The sequence below is a fragment of the Cyanobacterium sp. T60_A2020_053 genome (assembly GCA_015272165.1).
GTDB lineage: Bacteria > Cyanobacteriota > Cyanobacteriia > Cyanobacteriales > Cyanobacteriaceae > Cyanobacterium.
Genome location: JACYMF010000027.1, coordinates 1 through 19,976 on the forward strand (window position 1 = coordinate 1; position 19,976 = coordinate 19,976).

Below are 19,976 nucleotides of genomic sequence, written 5' to 3' on the forward strand. Positions count from 1 at the left end.
ACTCTTATTCATTGTAATATTTTTGCTTTTTTTTGAAGTATGCGGAAGGTGGGTTATTAAAAAATTGTATCTTCGGAATTTACCCACCGTGTAATTCATTACACGGAACCAATAGTATTCCGTTCAATAAATTGAACTAAGATTATTTTTAATTGATTTATGGATATTGAAACCTTTGCCCTTTTAACTTTGCCCCTTGGACTACGGGCGAGAAAGATAATTATAAGCAGAATAAGCCATGGTGACTACCCCTGTATAAATGGAAGATTCATCCAACATAAAACGGGGATGGTGTAGGGGATAATTTTTTTGACCCGCAATGCCTACCCCTAAACGAAACATCACACCGGGTGCATGATCTAAATATACCGCAAAATCTTCAGCTCCCATGGAAGGTTCAGGAATCATCTGCACATGATCACTACCGAGGGCTTCTATGGCACACTGGGCGATAAGTTGAGTTAAATGAGGGTCATTTTGTACACTGGGCAAACGATGCTCATAATTAATAATTGCTTTCGCTCCATAAATGTTACAGACTCCCTCCACAATATTCTTAATCCAATGGGGTAAATCAGCCCTCACTTGAGGATTAAGACAGCGCACGGTGCCGGTCATTTTTACTTGATCGGCGATGATATTCGGCGCCCTTCCCCCCTCAATTTGCCCAATAGTAACTACAATGGGATCAAGGGGATTATGAGTACGACTGATAGCCTGTTGTAAACTAGTAATGACTTGAGAGGCAATCCAAATGGCATCGATGGCTTGATGGGGGCGCGCGCCGTGACCTGCTTCCCCTTGAATAATAATCTCTACATCATCCATGGCAGAAGTTAAAGCACCCTCTCTAATGCCCACCACTTGGGCAGGAATAGACGTAAAGACATGAACCCCAAAAATAGCATCAATGTTGTTCATTGCCCCTTCTCCTACCATTAATCTAGCACCCTGTGCCGTTTCTTCAGCCGGTTGGAAGATAAAACGAATCTGCCCTGATAAATGGTCTTTAAGTTGGGCTAAAATCATGGCTGTACCCAATCCTAAGGTAGTATGTAAATCATGACCACAGGCGTGCATCACTCCCTTATTTTGGGATGAAAAGGGGAGGGCGCTGGTTTCCTGAATGGGTAAAGCATCCATATCCGTGCGAATAGCAAGGTAACGAGGAGAAGACTTCATGCCTACTAATTCCCCCATCACCCCTGTTTTGCCTACGCCTTCCGTGACGTTTAAACCACAGGAGGATAACACCCCAGCCACATAAGCAGAAGTTTGATATTCTAGTCCACTCAATTCAGGATGAGCATGAAAATGCCTTCTAATTTCAATGAGACGGGGATTAATTTCTTGGGCGATTTGTTTAATTTGTTCTAACATTAATTATTTGACTTTGTTTATTAATCATAAGACTAGCTACTTTTATTGTAAGTATGTCAGCAAAATCAATTATATGTTTTATCAAAATTGAGTGTAACAAAAGAAGAAACGGTGAGCTTTTCACTTCCCCAAGAAGCTCTTAGTTATTACCCATGACTTAAAATAGCTCTTTCCATCACAACCAAGATTTATAATAGAAGAGAGAAATAAAGATTCGTCAATAGAGATTATGACCACGACAGCGGATGATGTTTGGAGACTACTAGCAGAATTAATCACTGCGCAAAAAGAAACAGATCGACGTTTTCAAGAAACAGATAAACAAATCAAACGAGTAGGTAAGCAAATCGGTCAACTCGGCAATCGTTTAGGTGAATTTGTGGAGTCTGAGGTGCGCCCCTCGGCGGTCAGATTATTTCGTCAACGAGATATTGATGTTCACGAATTGCATTCGGGAGTTACTGTTAAACGAGATGATGGTGGTTTAGAAATAGATTTATTAGTAGTGAATAATACCGAAGTCGTTTTGGTGGAAGTCAAAAGTAAATTAAATCAAAGAGATATAGATGAACATTTAGAGCGTTTAAATAAGTTTAAACGACTGATGCCTCGTTATCAAGACATGAGGGCTTACGGGGCGGTGGGCGCTATGATCGTTACTGATGAGGTGGCAAATTATGCTTATCAAAAAGGTCTATTTGTCTTAACTCAAAATGGTGATAACGTGATTATCACTAATGATGAAAACTTTAAACCAACAACTTGGTAGATAAGTACAGTTAAAATCATACCAGCGCCCTTCACCCCATTCCAAAACCTCTTACTTATTCTCTAAAACCTGACCAAATTTTATTCATTGTCAGAGTTTTTATTTTGACTATGAATTAAAAAACGCACTTCCTCTAATAAAACATTGAATCGCTTATCATTTTCGGCTTGTTTTTCCTCTAATTCACGACTTTTTTGCTGTTGTTGAGCGGCAAGTTGTAACAATGCTTGTGAAGTGACATTTAAACCATTAATACTTTCGCGCATATCCGTCATACTTTCGTGCATATCCGCAACAGTTTCCCGTAGCTCACTAATTGAACCTTGCATTTCACTGACTGTACCATATAATCCACTGATATTTGCTCCTAGTTGATCGAGCATTTCATCTGTCCATCTTTCTACCACCATAATCTTTTTTCTCCTCAAATCTTAATTCTCTGATTCTATCTTAATTTTATTCTATCTCCCTATTACTTAAAATCCAGCGCCCTCCACCACCCCCTAAAACCTATTACTTGTTACTTCTTACTTAAAAAGCGCCCTCCACGCAACAAAAAAAGACTTTGTGATAAGATAAAATTGAGTTTTTAAAGAAAGCAAAAAAAGAACTTTCAAAATTACCTTACCCACCACCACATCCAAAAAAAAAGCCCCTCTCCTGTGGGAGAGGGGTTGGGGTGAGGGCTACTTCTTCTTTCCTCTACCACCTAAAAACCCTAAACCCCCAATCGTAATTAAACCGAGGAGGGCGCTGGGTTCAGGTACTTCTAAAGCCACATTATCCACAGAAATATTGTAGAAGAAATGATCATCTCCACCGCCACCGGTAAGGAAATCAGTTCCTTTCAAACCAGTAATAAAATCGCCTCCCGTTGTACCTGTGATGGTGTCACGACCTCCAGTACCATTAATAATGTTTTTCTGACCGACGGGCATCACTTCGCCAAAATTATGATTAATTAAGGTTGTACCCGGATTAATAGTTAAACCTGTTAATTGATCTGTTTGGTCACTGTTAGGAACTATATCTTGAGGAGAAGATAAACCTGTACTATCAAAACCATCATTATAGCCCACTGGTTGATTCCGTTGAACTACTTTGTAGGTATCAGGGAATAAGTTATCAAATACATACGCTCCATTTTGATCCGCAATGCGAGTAACCAAATATTGATCATTGCTATCATATAAATCAATAAAGATTGTTTGATTACTCGAAGTGATTAAAGTATCTGTGCCATTGTCATAGACATTATTGGCATTTTTGTCTTCAAAGACTAAACCGCTAATACGACCTAACTCAACATCAAGGAAATTTTGACCAGTAACATTTTGACCAGCGCCCACCGCCACAGCAATGAGATTATCATTAGCACCTTGAACATCAGCGACATTCCCAAAATTTGGTAAGTTAGTTTGACGCACAGTGTAATTACCAGCATTCAACCCAGTAAAGCTATAAGCACCATTAACAGTTGTGGTAGAACTGATAACATTTGTACCAGAGAGAAGCTGTACTGTTACGGCATTTAATGGTGTTTCGTTTTGTCCATCGAGGGTTTGATCATAAGTGGTATCACTAAAGACATTACCAGCGATACTACCTAAAACAGATTCATCTAAGAAATTATTACCAGTGGAAGAACCGCCAGTTAAAGTAACAGTAATTGTATTAAATTCAGGATTAGTGGTGTCACTCTCACTATCCGTAACACTGTTATAACCAACTAAATCACTTTGAGTAATAGTGTAAGTACCTTGAGCTAAGTTAGTGAAACTATAATCACCATTAGCATCAGTTTGAGCGGTAAAAGTATTTGTACCATCAGAAAGAGTGATAGTTACACCAGCAATGGGAGTATCACCACCATCAAAAGCGTTATCAGTGGCACCAAAAGTATCATCAAAGACAGAACCAAAAATACTGCTCAAAGGCACAGTATCAAGGAAATCTCGACCAGTGACATCTTGATCGGGCGCTACACTGACATTGATTAAATTAGCATTACCTCCATCAATATCAGTCACATCAGTATAACCACTTAAATTGGTCTGTCTGACAGTATAGCTACCCGGGTCTAAATCGATAAAACTATAATTACCGCTACCATCAGTAGTAGTAGAAGCAATCACTGTAGTACCAGATAACAACTCAATTTTTACACCACTGAGTGAAACATCACTACCATCAAAAGCCCCCAATGTACCCTTATCGTCAAAAACAGTACCACTAATACTGCCATACTTAATAACATCTAAGAAATTATTACCATTGGATACTTGACCAGATAACAATGCAACCGCAATATTATTAGGATCACCGCCATCAAGGTCTTTCACATCATCATAGTCAGGGAGATTAACTTCTCGAACTGTATAATTACCCGGATTCAAATTATTGAAACTATAACCACCAAAAGAATTAGTTAAAGTTTGAGCGATTACCGTTGTTCCCGATAGAAGTTGAACAGTAACACTTTGTAAAGCAATATCACCGACGGTAATTTCACCATCACGATTAGTGTCGGTATAAACATTACCATTAATAGAACCAAGACGAAGATCAAGGAAATTTTGACCAGTAAGATTATCTCCACCAGCTAAAGTAACATCAATTTTACTTTTACCATTTCCATTCCCATCAATATCTGTAACATCACGATAAACGCTAGTTAAATTAGTTTGGACAATACTATAGTTACCAGCATTCAAATTAGTGAAAGAATAATTACCACCAACATCACTTCTAGTTGTAGCTACTACAGTAGTACCATTGAGTAATGCAACCAAAGAATTTCTGATGGCTACATCATCTCCACTAAAGCCGTCTCCAGTGCGATCTTCTAATACGGTACCGCTAATGGTCGCTGTCTGTAGGTCTTCTAAGAAATCTTGACCTGTTACATCCACACCACCGCTTACGGTTACTGCAATGATATTATCTGTACCACCATCGACATCGGTTACACTATCAAAACCTGCTGGTTGAGTTTGACGAATGGTGTAATTACCATTTTCAATTCCCTCAAAACTATAGTTACCGTTACCATCGGTGACATCCGTGGCAATTACTGTTGTACCATCCAGCAATTCTACCGTTACACCACTGATAGGAGTATCTCCACCATCAATCATACCGTCATCATTGGCATCTTCTAATACTGTTCCGCTAATGGTCGCTGTCTGTAGGTCTTCTAAGAAATCTTGACCCGTTACATCATTGCCACCACTGACAGTTACCGCAATTAAGTTGTCATTATTGCCGTCAATTTCTTTAACACTGTCAAAGTTTGCTGGTTGGGTTTGACGAATGGTATAGTTGCCATTTTCAATTCCTTCAAAGCTATAGTCTCCATCACCATCGGTAGTCGCAGTAGCAATTACGTTTGTGCCATTTAATAATTCAAGAGTGACACCACTAATGGGGGTATCTCCACTATCAAATTCATTGTCACCATTCGCATCATTCAATATTGTACCACTGATAATACCTTTTCTTTCGTCAACAAAGTTATTACCACTTGATGTTTGACCAGTGCTAATAGTTACATTAATTAGACTATCGTTAGGTGCCTGAGTATCACTCACATCAAAGTAGGTGTTATTTAAGTTTACCTGTTCTACTGTGTAACTACCATTGATGACATCATTAAAGGTGTAGTTACCATTCGCATCAGTGGTGGTAGTCGCCACTACTGTGGTGCCTTGTTTTAAGTTAACTGTTACTCCACTTAGGTTTACATCCCCACTATCGTTACCATCAATATCTTCTTTGACGTTTCCGCTGATAATACCTTTTCTTTCATCTACAAAGTTATTACCACTGGATGTTTGACCACTGCTAATAGTTACATTAATTAGACTATCGTTAGGTGCCTGAGTATCACTCACATCAAAGTAGGTGTTATTTAAGTTTACCTGTTCTACTGTGTAACTACCATTGATGACATCATTAAAGGTGTAGTTACCATTCGCATCAGTGGTGGTAGTCGCCACTACTGTGGTGCCTTGTTTTAAGTTAACTGTTACTCCACTTAGGTTTACATCCCCACTATCATTGCCATCGATATCTTCTTTGACGTTTCCACTGATAATACCTTTTCTTTCATCAATGAAGTTATTACCGGTATTCGTTTGTGCTGCCACCACTGTTACGGTAATTTGGTTTAAGTTTGCTCCACCATCCTTATCTGATACATCAAAGTAAGTTGCATTAAGGTTAGTTTGCCTGATTCTGTAAGTACCAGCGACAAGATTGTCAAAACTATAAAACCCTGATGCGTTGGTGATGGCTGTTCCCACTACCGTTGCACCACTGGTACCACTAAGTAGGGTAATCGTTACTCCACTAATAGGGGTATCCCCTGTATTATTGTTGTCGATGTCTTCTAATACCGTTCCTGTAATTGCTCCCCTCGTGTTATTTATAGGGGTAGAAACGGAAGCAGTTTTGGTTGATAATCCTTCAAGAGTAACGGTAACAACGTTATCGATTTTAGCATTCCCCCCACCATTACTGGTGAGGTCAGCTTGAGTAACTGTGTAGCTTCCTGTATAAATAAATGTTTGATTTTTACCTAGTACATTAGGATCAAAAGGGTCGTTTATAATAGGATTACCGTCCACACCTACTTTATTAGGACCTGTTAACGTTAAAGAGAATGAACCTTCAACCAAGTCTGTCACCACAATATTTTGTAAAGGTAAAACTGTGGGATTAGTGACGGTAATGACGTAATTGATTATGTCTCCAGCTTGATCAACAATACCATCATTTTCAACGCTACCATCCGGATTGACAATGCTAACAACTCGCTTATTAACATCAGGAACACCCACGGGCAGAACTAAAGTTCCTAAGTCAAGAGCAAAATCATCATTTCCTCCTGAACGAAAAGGGTCTTGACCCCAAGTATAAGCGGTGTCAATCAAAGTACCCGTGGGCGTTAATCCATTAGTCCCAGTGAAACCACTACTAGCAATGATGATGGCACCGCTCATATCCTCATCGCCTTGAGCTGCAAGGCGATAAGTCGCTCCATCTGTTATTCCTCCCAAATCAACTGGATCATAAGATTGTGCCGAGCTAGTATTTACCGTACGATCTGAATTAAATATCCCTTGTAAAACGGTAGTTTTTGTAGTGTCAGCAAAGCGAATAGAATCTAATCGAGAGACTTGATTAGGGGTTCTGTAGTCATAGTTACCATCTCCATCGAAATCGACAAAAAGATAAGCATTTTCAGTAGGGGAAGCCCAAACTACACTACGGCTTGACCCGATTGGATCATTCGCTGCACCAGTGTTACCCTGACCGTTGCTAACTAAGGCAAGAGGAGATAATTCTTTTCTGGGTAAAAGTGGAAAACCCCAATCAAAAAATTGACCACTATCGTCAGCATCAATACTAGCAAAGGCATAAAAGTTAAGTCCGTTGGCGGAGGCATTTATAATGTCATTACCAGTTAAAGCTGTTGTAGCTGTATTGGTGAAGAAACGAATTCCAGAATAGTTATCTCCCGACAAATTAATTGCACCACTATCAGTATCGATTTCAATAAAGCGGGTGCTATTAGCGTTTATTGTAAAAGAGCCTGATGGAGATTTGGCTCCTTCGTAATATACTCTGATCTGACTATTATTGGGGTTGAAAAAGAAAAAGCCTGTAGAGCCTGTTTCTTCAGCAACGGGAGAAATGTAGTCATTAGACCAGTCATCACGGGGAATAAGCGTCCCCCACCGTAACTCATAGGTACTACCTACATCTCCAGCTAAGAAATAAGCCTGAATCCCTTTGTTGGAAGTAATAGTATCACCAACATCAACACCAGTAAATACACGGGTTTCGCCTTTATTAAGAGTTACGCCAGGAACGTTGTTAGCGGAGTTTGAAAAATCAGTATAGTTAACAACGGTATTATCTTCTCCTGCTTGGACATAAACAACCGTAGCCTCAAAGCCTCCTGTATTGGTTCTATTCCCACCTGTCGTTGGTAAGCCCACCGTGGAGGTTGGACCAACTGGAATGGTATAGTTAGTACCCCAAAGTTTTGTTTCGATAATTTCCGTCGCACCTGCAATTACAGGGCCCGGATCAAGGGGAAAGGCAAAGCGAGTAATGGCGATGGGGAAAGTTGCACTGATGAGGTCTCGCCCATCAAAGAAGATGTTGGCATTAGTACGGTTACTGGTAATATCACTTTCTAGTTTTAAGGCTTCTCCTCCCACAAATAGATCATTCATTGTTACCGGGGCGATTCCATTGGTTAAATCACCATCCCCCCAAACTTGTGTAGTGGATTGGGTGGGATTGGCTAAGTCTGCTTCGTAACCGTCTTCCCAATGATCGTAATAAATAATTGTGCCTTCTGCTACCACACCCACAGAAATAACTGATTTGATGATAGCATCATTGGGTACATTAGCTGGATTGATGGAATCGAAGGTTGTCAGCAATGAGCTGAGCCTTCAGGGAGGGGAATAAAATATTCTTGAGTAATGTTTGCCATAGTGATAACAATTATAAATTTATATATATGCCTTAATTCTATACTTTTTTTTGAAAAGAAATATATTTTTTCTGTAAATTTATTTAGGTGTTTTTGTGAAGTATCTCAGTATTTCTAACTAATCGGTTTTCCGTTGTTGTTGAGAATTGTTAAGATGCCCTCACCCCCAACCCCTCTCCCATAGGAGAGGGGAGCAGGAGATGTGGAGTGTGGAGGGGGAGGGCGCTGGGAAACTATAGTATAATTTGGGTTAACAGAGATTAATCACCAAAACAGTTTAATATAAAATTTCAAGTAATATTTAGTTTTGATACAGAATATGATGGGTATATTGCAGAAGTTCCTCGATTGCCGGGTTGTGTTAGTCAAGGAAAAACTATGGATGAAGCAATCGTCAATATCAAAGATGCCATTCAAGGATATTCATATGTACAACAAAAACACCTAAATATAGAAGGATTCAGACTATTTTTTTTAACCGGGTGAGAAAATCCCACCCTATTGACTTAGAAATTACCAGTTAAGGCTTCCTTGCACCTATCGCAAATCAAAGGTTCATCGCTAAAACTTCCCACTGTGGTAGGATAATTCCAGCAACGCTCACATTTATGACCCCCAGCGCCCTCCACCGCTACTTTGAGAGTAGTATCATTAAACAATATTAGTAAACATTTCTAATTGTTGATAAGGATTACAATTAGTTTCTTCCTGACCTGATAAATTAGATACATCTGTAAAATTAGTATTGTAGTTTGTAATTATAGCTTCCGTTATTGAGTTTCTATTAGTTTCTTTTCCACCTACAAAGTAAAAATGATCATAAGTAATGATATTAAATTTAGACCATAATTTATCTATATACTCATTTTTTCGGTAATTATTATGATGCCAAGTTGATAAAATAAAAGAGCTATTTATATTACTTAAACAATCAAATAATTTTTGTTCATCTATAATATTCCAACTATTATAATAATCAACATTTCTATCGATATAAGGTGGATCACAATAAATTAAACTATTTGTATTAAATTTGTTAATTGTTGTTTCAAAACTTTGATGAATAAACGTGATATTTTTAGATTTAATAATATTGGATACTTTTTCTACTTGATTAACAATTTTTGTTATATAAGCACGGGCAAATCGATGAGGTTTTCGACAAAAAGGAATATTAAACTCTCCTTTTTTATTAAATCGTATCATGCCATTAAAACCTGAACGATTTAGAAATAAAAAGTCTAATGGGGAATGTTTTTGATTAAATCTATGTCGAATTTTATAGTAATGATTTTCGCCTATTTCTAACAGTTTTTGACCTTCATATTCTAAGAATGTGCGAACAATATCACTATTAATTATTCCTTCTTGAATAGAAGAATAAAAATTAATCAAATGAGGGTTAGTATCACATAAAATCATATTATGAATATCAAGATTAAATCCAACAATACCAGTTCCCATAAACGGTTCTATCCATATACCAGCATAATTTTTAGGAATCAAATTTTTAATTACAGGAACTAACTTTGTTTTAATTCCTTGAGATTTTATAGGGGGTATTATAGTCATAATTATTAACTCTTTTTCTTTGTTTTTTGTAAATTAATTAAAATTTTATCTAGCCCTTTAAATTCTAAAAATTCAGTAAGTTTAGTTAGCTTTTTAAATTTCTTTGGATTCTTAGAATCAGGTACTTGCAACACCCCTTGATTAATCCAATATTCATCAAATATTTTTTCTCCTAAATTAATAAAAACTCCATTGCCATTTAAAATATCTTCAATATAATCAATACTACCTATATTAGCTGTGTTTCCGCTACCTCCTTTATCACTAGCAATTTTCCATTTTTCTTCCGCAAAAAAGAGTAAATCTTTAATAACAGAAGTGATATTATTAAGTTCTGACAAATTTAAAATTTTTGTTTCGTCAATATCTCCTGCCAATGCTCTTGTATATAATATTCCTAGACAAAAATGAGCATGATATTCACTATAGGGATATTGTATATTTTTTTTACTAGAACGATTGCGAAAATACTCACCATGAGAGCCTAAAGTAAAGCCATTACAGAATCCTTGATATTCTGTTAAACGATATGTTGTTTTGATGTCAACAGCATATTTTATAGATGAATTTGTTTTAGAAATAAAAGATAAATCTGGATACCAGTTTTGTTTTTCTGCCAACACAATATCAAAATTAATATTTTCTGCAAATTGTTTAAACTTTGGGAATAATTGTATCTCTAAAATTTTAGAAATAATTTTTGAATCGGAGGAAATAGTGTAAATATTTTGTTCCGTATCAATAAAGCCTTTTATCCTCCAATCCCCACTTTTTATTGAGACATATTCAGTTAAAGTTTGAGCAAATTTTTTTAATTCTTCTAAAAATTCTTCTTTGTTTGGTATCATTTTTTTATTAATAATCATGAAATATAGTCTTTAAATAGGGTGAGAAAATCCCACCCCATTGACTTAGAAATTACCAGTTAAGGCTTCCTTGCACCTATCGCAAATCAAAGGTTCATCGCTAAAACTTCCCACTGTGGTAGAATAATTCCAGCAACGCTCACATTTGTGACCCCCAGCGCCCTCCACCGCTACCTTGAGAGTAGTATTATTAAGTAAAATCTCGCCTTTATATTCACAAGCATTCAAAACAGATTCATCACTGACTAACTCCACCTGCGATACCAAGAGAAGATAACGCAACTCATCCACCCTGTTGCCATCATTCAAACCACCAAGAGGATTAAGACTGGTTAACATTTCCGTTAACTTGCCAGTGGTATCATAAATCAATACCTTTGCTTCCAAAGACGCACCGATTAACTTTTTATTACGCGCATCATCTAAAATTTTGTTAACCCCCGTGCGAATATTGCGTAAATCCTGCCATTTTTGGGCAAATTCACCGCTTTTCACCCATTGGGGTTCTAATTTGACCCAACCAGCCTCAAACACTGAATTAGACGGCTTTTCGTAGGGCAAATTCTGCCAAATATCCTCCGCCATGTGACATAAAACCGGTGCGATTGCCTTCGTCAAATTTTCCAAAATAATCGCCATGACAGTTTGACAACTGCGACGACGAGGAGAATTAACATCAGAAATATACAATCTATCTTTGGCAATATCCAGATAGAAATTAGACAAATCAACTACGCAAAAATTCTGTACTTTTTGGAAGAATTTAAAAAATTGATAAGTCTCAAATGCTTCTGTAATTTCGCTAAAAACAGCGTGGGTTTCATGTAAAATATACTGATCTAATTCTGGTAAATCTTCATAACTTACCGCATCTTTTGAAGGATCAAAATCATGTAGATTACCAATCAAAAATCGAGCCGTATTACGAATTTTACGGTAAACATCCGCTAATTGTTTAATGATATTATCACCAATGCGCACGTCACCAGAGTAATCAGTGGAAGACACCCATAAACGTAGTACATCTGCACCATAAGGCGGTTGTTGTTTTTGATTTTTGCCACCATTGATGATTAAATTAGGATCGACCACATTACCGATAGATTTACTCATTTTCATGCCTTTTTCATCCAAGACAAAACCGTGAGTTAACACCGTTTGATAAGGTGCGATGCCATTTACTGCTACACTGGTTAACAAACTGGATTGAAACCAGCCTCGATGTTGATCCGATCCTTCCAAATAAAGATCAACAGGGTATTTTAACTCCTCGCGCTGTTTGGCAACGGCTGCCCAAGATGAGCCTGAATCAAACCAAACATCCATAGTATCCATACCCTTGCGGTAAGTTTTGCCGTTATTACGATAACTTTCAGGTAATAATTCTTCTGTGGATAACTCCCACCACGCATCCGATCCCTTTTCTCTGATAATATCTCGGATATGGTTGATGGTTTCCTCGTTTAATAAAGGTTCATTGGTTGTAGTATCATAAAATACAGGAATAGGTAAGCCCCAAGTGCGCTGACGAGAAATACACCAGTCGCTTCTGTCTCCCACCATAGGAGTGATACGATTTTCACCTTGGGCGGGAATCCATTTAACTTGTTTGATTGCTTGTAATGCCAAGTCACGGAAACCATCCACAGAGGCAAACCATTGCTCAGTGGCACGGAAAATGGTAGGCTTTTTGGTGCGCCAGTCATAGGGATATTTATGAGGGTAGGCTTCTTCTTTCAATAGGCTATTTTTAGCGGTTAAAGCATCGATAATGGCTTGATTAGCGCCCTTCAACACATTTAAACCCTCAAATTCTCCAGCTTCCGCCGTGAAATTGCCTTTATCATCCACAGGTGAAAGAATAGGCAAATGATATTTTTGTCCTGTGATATAATCTTCTTGTCCGTGGCCGGGCGCTGTATGTACTAATCCTGTACCAGATTCTGTGGTAATATAATCACCGCCGATAACTACGGGGCTTTCTCTGTCAAAAAGGGGATGTTGGTAGGTAGAAAGTTCTAATTCTTCCCCTTTAATAACGGTTTTGATGATTAATTCACAACCGAAAGTATTGCCTAATTTTTCTACCAAATCTTTAGCAACAATCAAATATTTCTCCCCCCTTTTTAAGGGGGGTTGGGGGGGATCATTTTCTCCTTTTAAGGAGGTTTGGGAGGGATTATTTTGCGGTGTTACTTCCACCACAGCATAATCAAGATTACCGTTAACCGCCACAGCCAAGTTAGCTGGAATTGTCCAAGGAGTAGTAGTCCAAATTGCTACACTCAGATTAGGCATATATTGGGCGAGGGAGGGCGCTTTTTCACTTAATTTTGTAACCGTAAAACTAGCATAGATACTACGAGAAACATGGTTATCAGGATATTCTAATTCTGCCTCAGCTAAAGCGGTTTGAGAACTTGGACTCCAATGCACGGGTTTTAAGCCACGATAGATATAACCTTTCAGCGCCATTTCTCCAAATACTTCAATCTGCGCCGCTTCATATTCAGGTTTCAGGGTTAAATAAGGGTTTTCCCAGTCTCCCCAAATACCATAACGCTTAAATCCTTCCGCTTGTTCGACGTGCGCTTTGATGGCAAAATCTTTAGCTTTTTGACGAAGGGTAATGGGGGTTAATTCGTCTCTTTCTTTCTGTTTTAAACTCTGCAATACTTTTAACTCGATGGGTAAACCGTGGCAATCCCAACCGGGGACATATCTAACTTTATGCCCTTGCAATAATTTATACTTGTTAATAATATCCTTGAGGACTTTGTTTAAAGCGTGTCCCATGTGCAGACTACCATTAGCGTAGGGTGGCCCATCATGAAGGATAAATAAATCTTTAGGATTATTTTGACCTAATTTCTCATAAACCTGCTCTATTGCCCAAAATTCCTGCAATTCAGGCTCTTTTTTCACGGCATTGGCTCTCATGTCAAAGCCTGTTTTGGGTAAATTAACGGTATCTTTATAGCTTTTCTGTTCAGTCACGATGGATTCTTGAATTAGTATAATATTTCTCTTTATGTGATTGTATCGTGAACAGGAATTAACAAAGAAAATAAAGTGCTATAGTTATTTTGCACACCAAGTCATCTTTTTAGAAAAATCAATTATGTTAGAGTTTGTTGCTAGTATATTTCGTGTTTTCATTCCTGAGTCAATAGAAGATCAAAATTCCTCTATTACTTATCTTAAACTATCTGCTGGTTTAGCTTTCGCTTTTTGCATTATTGCAGGTGCATTTTTGATTTTAAGTGGTTTTCTTACTATGACAACAGAAACTTTTGGAAGTGTTAGTATGAGCAATGCTACCATAATGATTTGTCTTGGTAGCTTAATTGCATGGTTAACATTAACAAAAATTGGAGTAAGAAGAAACTAATTTGGAAGTATTTAACATATTTTTTTGTAATAAAAACAAATACTATCAGGTAAATCCTCATAGAGTTAGCATTGTCTAGCAATGAGGATTTTTTATAGATTCGTGAACTGCGATTATGATTAAGATAGAATTAAACAGTAACAAATTCTGACGAATATCCCCATGAAAACTCAAATTTTTACTGTTGTCATTCATAAAGAAGAAGATATGTATATCGCTGAATGCTTAGATGTTGGTACTATTGATCAGGGTAGCACCATTGAGGAAGCAATTAATAATTTACGAGAAGCGACAAGGTTATATTTAGAAGAATGTCCAGATGTGGAAGCGATACCCAAATTAGTGACTACGATGGAAGTTGGTTATGGGGAATTAGTCTATGCCTAAATTACCTCGAATTTCAGGGATTAAAGCTGTTAAAACCTTAGAAAAAATGGGTTTTATAATATCTAGGCAAACTGGTAGTCATGTGGTTTTGAAAAAGCAAATTTTAAACGGTGAAATTGTGTGTATTGTGCCACTTCATAAAGACTTAAAAGTTGGTACTTTAAGTGGTGTATTAAAACAAGCTAAAGTATCATCTAACGAGTTTATTAATTATTTGTAAACGAAACTAATCCTCAACAACTATTATAAAATAGATCAAATTTGACGAAAATTTAGTTAAACACGCCTTAACATTAGGTCAACATTCTACTATTAATATCTTAGTTAAAATAGCATTAAAAGAGTATATTGATAAGTACAAAAAAGAGAAAATGACAAAATTAATTGAAAATGAAAATATATTTTGTTCGTCATGGTATCGCTGAAGAAAGAATTAACAATCAAGATCATCTCGAAAGAAAATTAACTCAAGAAGGTATTAAGAAAACCCATAAAATTGCCGAAAAAATGGTAAAAATAGCGGTTGAATGTGATGTAATTATTACTAGTCCCTATCGTCGTGCCGTTGAAACAGCACAAATATTAGCAAAATATAATCCAGCGCCCTCCACCATTATTGCCGATTATCTGCAACCCGAAGGAGATATAAATTTATGGTTAACATGGCTAAAAAAATCAAACTATGGCGAAGATAATAATCTAATTTTAGTCGGGCATGAACCCGATTTAAGCAGTTGGGCAGAAATATTAATCTATGGCAAAAATAGCGGTAAAATTACCTTAAAAAAATCAGGAATAATCGGAGTTAAAATTAATAACTTTGATTATCCCTGTGGCAACAGCGAACTATTTTTATTGACCTCCCCTAAATGGATTATTTAGACAATTAGGTGTTGATGAAAAGTATTTTGGTGAAGCAAAAGGAGATAACTAATTATTCATTATTAATTATTCCATTTCCATCTCATCCAAAAAACCATTATAGGCTTCCATACCATGTTCACCAATATCTAAACCAAGATATTCTTCCTCCTCAGAAACCCTCAAACCAAAAGTAATTTTCAGCACATACCAAAATAGAAAACTAAAAATAGTCATGGTTAAAGCAACCCCAAAAATACCAATAATTTGTACGCCAAATAAACTAAAGTCTCCAGTGGTTAATAAGCCTCTAATATCACCACCACCCCAAATCCAATGACCAATAAGAGGATAAGCGAAAGCTACTAAAAAGAAACTAAATAATAAAAAGTCAATAAACTTAATTCTCTCAGCCACCGCCCCAGAAACAATAGTAGCCGCCGTACCAGCAAAAGCCACTTGAAACAAGAATTTAGCTGCCAACGGCACACCCGTCCAATTTAAGGCATTGTAAACCCCTACATAAGCATCTCCTGTGGCTGGACTGTTATCACTACCATTGAGGAAAAAACCGCTCGAACCGATGATATTATTACCATCACCAAACATCAGAGCAAAGCCTACTCCCCAAAAAGCGAGGGTAGAAATGGCAAACACGATGAGGTTTTTCGATAATAAATTAACCGCATTTTTGCGCCTACAAAAACCCGTTTCCAGCATGGCAAAACCAGCATTCATAAAAATAACCAAAATTGATGCCACCACCACCCATAAAGTATCTAATCCTACCTTTAAATTGATACTAGCCTCACTTAATTCTCTTAAAGTGGTTTGTGCTGATACTGCACTAACACTAGAAAAAAGGAGGAGGGCGCTGAGTAACACACAACCCTGCCAACTAGGAGAAACCTTTATTTTTCTAATAATACTTTTTATTTGCTTTTTTCTAGTTTGAATTTTTAACATTACTCCTCTAAAAATAACTTTTGGTCAACATTTTACCAATTATTTTGGCAACAGTAAGAAAAACTATAGGATTATCAAAATTTCAGCTAATTATTCACATTGTTTTGAAATACCAAGACAAAAAAAATATATATCTTTCATCCTTGATGAAATGTAAGGTAATATACCATTAATTGCAAATTAGTAGTTCAAAACTTCTGAAAAAATCTTTTTCATCAAAAAAAAAAAAAACTTATCACTTATTATTTGTTAGTTATTACTTTGTTTCAACTAAAAAATTGATAATGAAAACCCCCTATTTGAAAAACCCAGCGCCCTCCACCGTAACTTTTGTATCAAAGTGAGATAATATTTCAGTGGAAACAGAAAATATATAATAAAATAGACACAGACCATCAAAGACTGCCAAAGAAATTATGTCCAATCCCATTCCCTTTCGAGAATTTACAGGTCTAAAACAAGCCGGATTTTTTGAAAACCTAAAACAACCTCGCTTTAGCGGTCAACTTTTATTAACTGGTCCTCGTAGCAAATGGGTGTTTTATCTCTATCTCGGCAGACTCGTTTACGCCACAGGAGGCAATCACCCCATCAGAAGATGGCGACGTAACCTAGTCGCCAACATACCCCAAATTCCCTCCCACATGAGCTCCATTCAATCCGAAATAGATCGACTTCCCCTTGACGAAAGAAACAACTGTTGGGAATATGAACTACTGTGCTTTTGGGTCGAACAACAAAAAGTAAGCCTTGAACAGGCCGCCAGAATGATTCGCCAGAACATCATTGAAGTATTATTCGATGTGACACAAGCAATGCAGGTCACCTGTGAATTAAAATCAGAACGACAACTCCCCTTCTCCACCCGTCTAGTGTTAATTGATGCCGAACAAGTAATTCAAGAAGCGCAAAAATCATGGCACTCTTGGCAATCAGCAAAAATAGCTGACCGCTCTCCCGACATGGCGCCCGTCATCACCCAACCAGAAGAACTAGAACAACAAACCAACCCCCAAATCTATCAAACCCTCAGTCAGTTACTAGACGGGCAACAGACCCTGCGCGATTTATCCGTACGCATGAAACGAGACGTTTTAACCGTCACTCGTTCCCTTTTGCCCTATGTACAAAGAGGATTAGTCAAATTAGTCGAAATTCCAGACTTAGAAGCACCAAAACTACCCATCGGTAACGACTTAGACGAAGAAACTTCCGCCAACCTAAAAATTACCATCGCCTGTGTGGACGATAGCCCCCTAATTTGTCAAACGATGGAGAAGATTATTACCACCGCCGGATATTCCTTCATTGGCATAAATGATGCCCTACGCGCCATCGCCATATTATTGGCAAAAAAACCAGACTTGATCTTCTTAGATTTGATCATGCCTAACGCCAATGGTTACGAAATTTGTAGCCAACTGCGTAAACTAACATTCTTTAAACACACCCCCATCGTAATTCTAACCGGTAATGATGGCTTGGTGGATCGAGTTAGAGCAAAAATGGTCGGCTCAAGTGACTTCATCGGTAAACCAGTGGATACCGCCTTGGTTTTAGATACTATTCGTAAGCATCTCAAAATAAGTGTTTCTTAGAGAAAAATAAAGTCAAGATGTTCGTTAACTTCAAGGATTGCTATATCATTGATTATGGTAGAAACAAATAAATTATTTTAAATTAGAGGCTTATTAAAAATGGCAAAAGTATTAATTGTTGACGATTCGTCCACAGAAAGAAAAATTCTAGTTAGTTATTTAGAAGAAATTGGCGTTTCCATAGCTACCGCCGAAAGTGGTGAAGAAGGTATCACAAAAATAGCTGAATTTAAACCCGACTTAGTCATTTTGGATGTAGTTTTACCCGGTAAAAGTGGCTTTGAAGTCTGTAGAGAAATTAAAGCTAATACCGCCACTAACACTATTCCCGTAATTATCTGCTCCACCAAAGGCAGTGAAATGGATAAATTTTGGGGCATGAAGCAAGGTGCTGATGCCTACTTACCCAAACCCGTTGATAAACAAGAATTATTTAACACCGTTAAAAAATTAACCGCCTAAAATAGGTTAAATCATCATTATCCCCGTAATAATTCATTAGAATATCTAAACAAGGGGTTTAAACTCCTTGTTAGTTAAAATCATGGCACAAAATCAAAAGACTACCTTTCTCAATCCCAGAAGTAATCAAGCAAAATCTGGTTCTCAATTTTTACGTTTTGTCTTATTACCCGATACCAATTTAATGATTGGTTTAAAAGAAATTGCCGCCGTCTTAAAAATACCCTTCGGGAAAATTGTTCCCGTGCCAGAAATGCCTAACTGGGTAATCGGAGTTTATAACTGGCGCGGAGAAATTGTTTGGATGATTGACTTAGGACAATTATTAGGTTTTACCCCTTGGTATCAGCAATCAGTAACCGCTTCTAATCATAAAGCCGTAGTTATTCACCCTAGTAATCAAAATCTCAAAAATATTAGTACAGGTGAATTAGTTGGCTTAGTAGTTAGTGATGTTCAAGACATTGAAATTTGTAACGTGGATGATTTACACTCCCCACCAGCATCAGCCGTAACCCCAGAATTAGCGCCCTTCCTGAGAGGTTATTGGATTAAAGATAACGGCGAAATTATTGTTACGATTGATGGGGATGCTGTTTTTGCAGCCATGCCGAAAGAATAAATTATCAAAAATAACTATTTGGCTTAACTCTTTAATTTATAAGCATTTTACCTGAAACCCGAAGCCTGACACCTCCCCTCGCCAAACAAAATACTTTTTCAGCACCACCGAATTACTTATTAAACTTCGCAGATGCTTCCTCAAAAGCTTTTCCTACCTCATCCCAAGCACTTTGGAAACCAGAAGCCATTGTTTCCCAAGCATCCTCTCCAGAGGCTTTAAATTCATCTAACCGGGCTTGCATTTCAGCTTTTTTGCCTTCCAAATACTCAATTTTGCTTTGTAAATCAGCCTTAGCATCATCCCCTACTTTATCAGCTTCAGCCTTCAATGAGTCAATTGTTGCACCCCAGTCTTTGAGGGTAGTTTCCATTTGACCTTGTTTTGTTTTTTTATCAGTCATAATATTATTATTTCCTTGTTGATTAATATTTCGTACACTTACATCATATCAAAAATAAAAAATAATGCAAATTTTAATAAATAATAAGCATTCAAGTTCTTACTGGTTGACACTCCCACCACTATAACCCTACGGGTTATAGTGGGGGATTCTTGGTTCACCGACTCGCCGTTAGACGACAGCCCATA

General features: G+C 37.3%; 18 protein-coding genes. 9 read left to right on the forward strand and 9 right to left on the reverse strand.

All coding sequences use genetic code 11. The annotated features are described in order from the left end of the window. Positions 1 to 201: 201 nt before the first annotated feature. Complete coding sequence (locus IGQ45_04200; protein MBF2056428.1) at positions 202 to 1,380, reverse strand: amidohydrolase; 1,179 nt, start codon at positions 1,378 to 1,380, stop codon at positions 202 to 204. Positions 1,381 to 1,609: 229 nt separating this feature from the next. Here IGQ45_04200 and IGQ45_04205 point away from each other — a divergent pair, with 229 nt between their 5' ends. Next, the gene (locus IGQ45_04205; GenBank protein ID MBF2056429.1) at positions 1,610 to 2,149 is read left to right on the forward strand and encodes an NERD domain-containing protein; all 540 of its coding nucleotides are present in this window, start codon (positions 1,610 to 1,612) and stop codon (positions 2,147 to 2,149) included. 80 nt (positions 2,150 to 2,229) lie between these two features. Here IGQ45_04205 and IGQ45_04210 read toward each other — a convergent pair whose 3' ends face one another. Further along, the gene (locus IGQ45_04210; protein MBF2056430.1) at positions 2,230 to 2,559 is read right to left on the reverse strand and encodes a hypothetical protein; all 330 of its coding nucleotides are present in this window, start codon (positions 2,557 to 2,559) and stop codon (positions 2,230 to 2,232) included. Between the two features lie 276 nt (positions 2,560 to 2,835). Further along, positions 2,836 to 8,607 carry a carboxypeptidase regulatory-like domain-containing protein gene (locus IGQ45_04215; GenBank protein MBF2056431.1) on the reverse strand — a complete coding sequence of 1,924 codons (5,772 nt, stop codon included), beginning with the start codon at positions 8,605 to 8,607 and terminating at the stop codon, positions 2,836 to 2,838. 335 nt (positions 8,608 to 8,942) lie between these two features. On the opposite strand from IGQ45_04215, the gene IGQ45_04220 reads away from it, so the two are divergent. Further along, positions 8,943 to 9,146 (forward strand): type II toxin-antitoxin system HicB family antitoxin, encoded by a 204-nt coding sequence (locus IGQ45_04220; GenBank protein MBF2056432.1) that lies wholly within the window; start codon positions 8,943 to 8,945, stop codon positions 9,144 to 9,146. Positions 9,147 to 9,166: 20 nt separating this feature from the next. Here IGQ45_04220 and IGQ45_04225 read toward each other — a convergent pair whose 3' ends face one another. The 4 genes from IGQ45_04225 to ileS form a co-directional block, all read right to left on the reverse strand. Continuing rightward, positions 9,167 to 9,319: a hypothetical protein gene (locus tag IGQ45_04225; GenBank protein ID MBF2056433.1), complete on the reverse strand. Its 153-nt coding sequence runs from the start codon at positions 9,317 to 9,319 to the stop codon at positions 9,167 to 9,169. After that, positions 9,312 to 10,235: a Dam family site-specific DNA-(adenine-N6)-methyltransferase gene (locus tag IGQ45_04230; protein ID MBF2056434.1), complete on the reverse strand. Its 924-nt coding sequence runs from the start codon at positions 10,233 to 10,235 to the stop codon at positions 9,312 to 9,314. The genes IGQ45_04225 and IGQ45_04230 overlap by 8 nt, the downstream gene beginning before the upstream one ends. Before the next feature lie 2 nt (positions 10,236 to 10,237). Then, on the reverse strand, positions 10,238 to 11,080 hold the full coding sequence (locus IGQ45_04235) for an EcoRV family type II restriction endonuclease (protein MBF2056435.1): 843 nt from the start codon (positions 11,078 to 11,080) through the stop codon (positions 10,238 to 10,240). Positions 11,081 to 11,143: 63 nt separating this feature from the next. Next, positions 11,144 to 14,095, reverse strand: a complete 2,952-nt coding sequence (ileS, locus tag IGQ45_04240) for an isoleucine--tRNA ligase (protein ID MBF2056436.1) — start codon at positions 14,093 to 14,095, stop codon at positions 11,144 to 11,146. A gap of 124 nt (positions 14,096 to 14,219) precedes the next feature. Between ileS and IGQ45_04245 the strand changes: the two genes are divergently transcribed. From IGQ45_04245 to sixA, 4 genes are all read left to right on the forward strand, one after another. Further along, positions 14,220 to 14,489: a hypothetical protein gene (locus IGQ45_04245; GenBank protein MBF2056437.1), complete on the forward strand. Its 270-nt coding sequence runs from the start codon at positions 14,220 to 14,222 to the stop codon at positions 14,487 to 14,489. Between the two features lie 162 nt (positions 14,490 to 14,651). Next, positions 14,652 to 14,876 (forward strand): type II toxin-antitoxin system HicB family antitoxin, encoded by a 225-nt coding sequence (locus IGQ45_04250; GenBank protein MBF2056438.1) that lies wholly within the window; start codon positions 14,652 to 14,654, stop codon positions 14,874 to 14,876. Then, positions 14,869 to 15,096, forward strand: a complete 228-nt coding sequence (locus tag IGQ45_04255) for a type II toxin-antitoxin system HicA family toxin (protein ID MBF2056439.1) — start codon at positions 14,869 to 14,871, stop codon at positions 15,094 to 15,096. The genes IGQ45_04250 and IGQ45_04255 overlap by 8 nt, the downstream gene beginning before the upstream one ends. Positions 15,097 to 15,266: 170 nt before the next feature. Beyond that, the gene (gene sixA, locus IGQ45_04260) at positions 15,267 to 15,758 is read left to right on the forward strand and encodes a phosphohistidine phosphatase SixA (protein ID MBF2056440.1); all 492 of its coding nucleotides are present in this window, start codon (positions 15,267 to 15,269) and stop codon (positions 15,756 to 15,758) included. A 66-nt stretch (positions 15,759 to 15,824) separates the two neighbouring features. Here the strand turns inward: sixA and IGQ45_04265 are convergent, their stop codons facing one another. Continuing rightward, the gene (locus tag IGQ45_04265; protein MBF2056441.1) at positions 15,825 to 16,703 is read right to left on the reverse strand and encodes a hypothetical protein; all 879 of its coding nucleotides are present in this window, start codon (positions 16,701 to 16,703) and stop codon (positions 15,825 to 15,827) included. A 416-nt stretch (positions 16,704 to 17,119) separates the two neighbouring features. Between IGQ45_04265 and IGQ45_04270 the strand changes: the two genes are divergently transcribed. The 3 genes from IGQ45_04270 to IGQ45_04280 all read left to right on the forward strand — a co-directional run bounded on the left by IGQ45_04270 (position 17,120) and on the right by IGQ45_04280 (position 19,385). Beyond that, on the forward strand, positions 17,120 to 18,301 hold the full coding sequence (locus IGQ45_04270) for a response regulator (protein ID MBF2056442.1): 1,182 nt from the start codon (positions 17,120 to 17,122) through the stop codon (positions 18,299 to 18,301). Positions 18,302 to 18,400: 99 nt separating this feature from the next. Then, positions 18,401 to 18,763 carry a response regulator gene (locus IGQ45_04275; protein ID MBF2056443.1) on the forward strand — a complete coding sequence of 121 codons (363 nt, stop codon included), beginning with the start codon at positions 18,401 to 18,403 and terminating at the stop codon, positions 18,761 to 18,763. Positions 18,764 to 18,845: 82 nt separating this feature from the next. Beyond that, positions 18,846 to 19,385 (forward strand): purine-binding chemotaxis protein CheW, encoded by a 540-nt coding sequence (locus IGQ45_04280; GenBank protein MBF2056444.1) that lies wholly within the window; start codon positions 18,846 to 18,848, stop codon positions 19,383 to 19,385. A gap of 112 nt (positions 19,386 to 19,497) precedes the next feature. Here IGQ45_04280 and IGQ45_04285 read toward each other — a convergent pair whose 3' ends face one another. Next, positions 19,498 to 19,788, reverse strand: coding sequence for a hypothetical protein (locus IGQ45_04285; GenBank protein MBF2056445.1), 291 nt, complete (start codon positions 19,786 to 19,788; stop codon positions 19,498 to 19,500). Positions 19,789 to 19,976 lie beyond the last annotated feature (188 nt).

Bases quoted from the DNA above. Each gene is read 5' to 3' on its own strand.
- IGQ45_04250 (MBF2056438.1), top strand. From the start codon at position 14,652: ATGAAAACTCAAATTTTTACTGTTGTCATTCATAAAGAAGAAGATATG.
- IGQ45_04280 (MBF2056444.1), top strand. From the start codon at position 18,846: ATGGCACAAAATCAAAAGACTACCTTTCTCAATCCCAGAAGTAATCAA.
- IGQ45_04245 (MBF2056437.1), top strand. From the start codon at position 14,220: ATGTTAGAGTTTGTTGCTAGTATATTTCGTGTTTTCATTCCTGAGTCA.
- IGQ45_04265 (MBF2056441.1), bottom strand. From the start codon at position 16,703: ATGTTAAAAATTCAAACTAGAAAAAAGCAAATAAAAAGTATTATTAGA.
- IGQ45_04270 (MBF2056442.1), top strand. From the start codon at position 17,120: ATGTCCAATCCCATTCCCTTTCGAGAATTTACAGGTCTAAAACAAGCC.
- IGQ45_04200 (MBF2056428.1), bottom strand. From the start codon at position 1,380: ATGTTAGAACAAATTAAACAAATCGCCCAAGAAATTAATCCCCGTCTC.
- IGQ45_04235 (MBF2056435.1), bottom strand. From the start codon at position 11,080: ATGATACCAAACAAAGAAGAATTTTTAGAAGAATTAAAAAAATTTGCT.
- IGQ45_04210 (MBF2056430.1), bottom strand. From the start codon at position 2,559: ATGGTGGTAGAAAGATGGACAGATGAAATGCTCGATCAACTAGGAGCA.
- IGQ45_04255 (MBF2056439.1), top strand. From the start codon at position 14,869: ATGCCTAAATTACCTCGAATTTCAGGGATTAAAGCTGTTAAAACCTTA.
- sixA (MBF2056440.1), top strand. From the start codon at position 15,267: ATGAAAATATATTTTGTTCGTCATGGTATCGCTGAAGAAAGAATTAAC.
- IGQ45_04275 (MBF2056443.1), top strand. From the start codon at position 18,401: ATGGCAAAAGTATTAATTGTTGACGATTCGTCCACAGAAAGAAAAATT.
- IGQ45_04205 (MBF2056429.1), top strand. From the start codon at position 1,610: ATGACCACGACAGCGGATGATGTTTGGAGACTACTAGCAGAATTAATC.
- IGQ45_04285 (MBF2056445.1), bottom strand. From the start codon at position 19,788: ATGACTGATAAAAAAACAAAACAAGGTCAAATGGAAACTACCCTCAAA.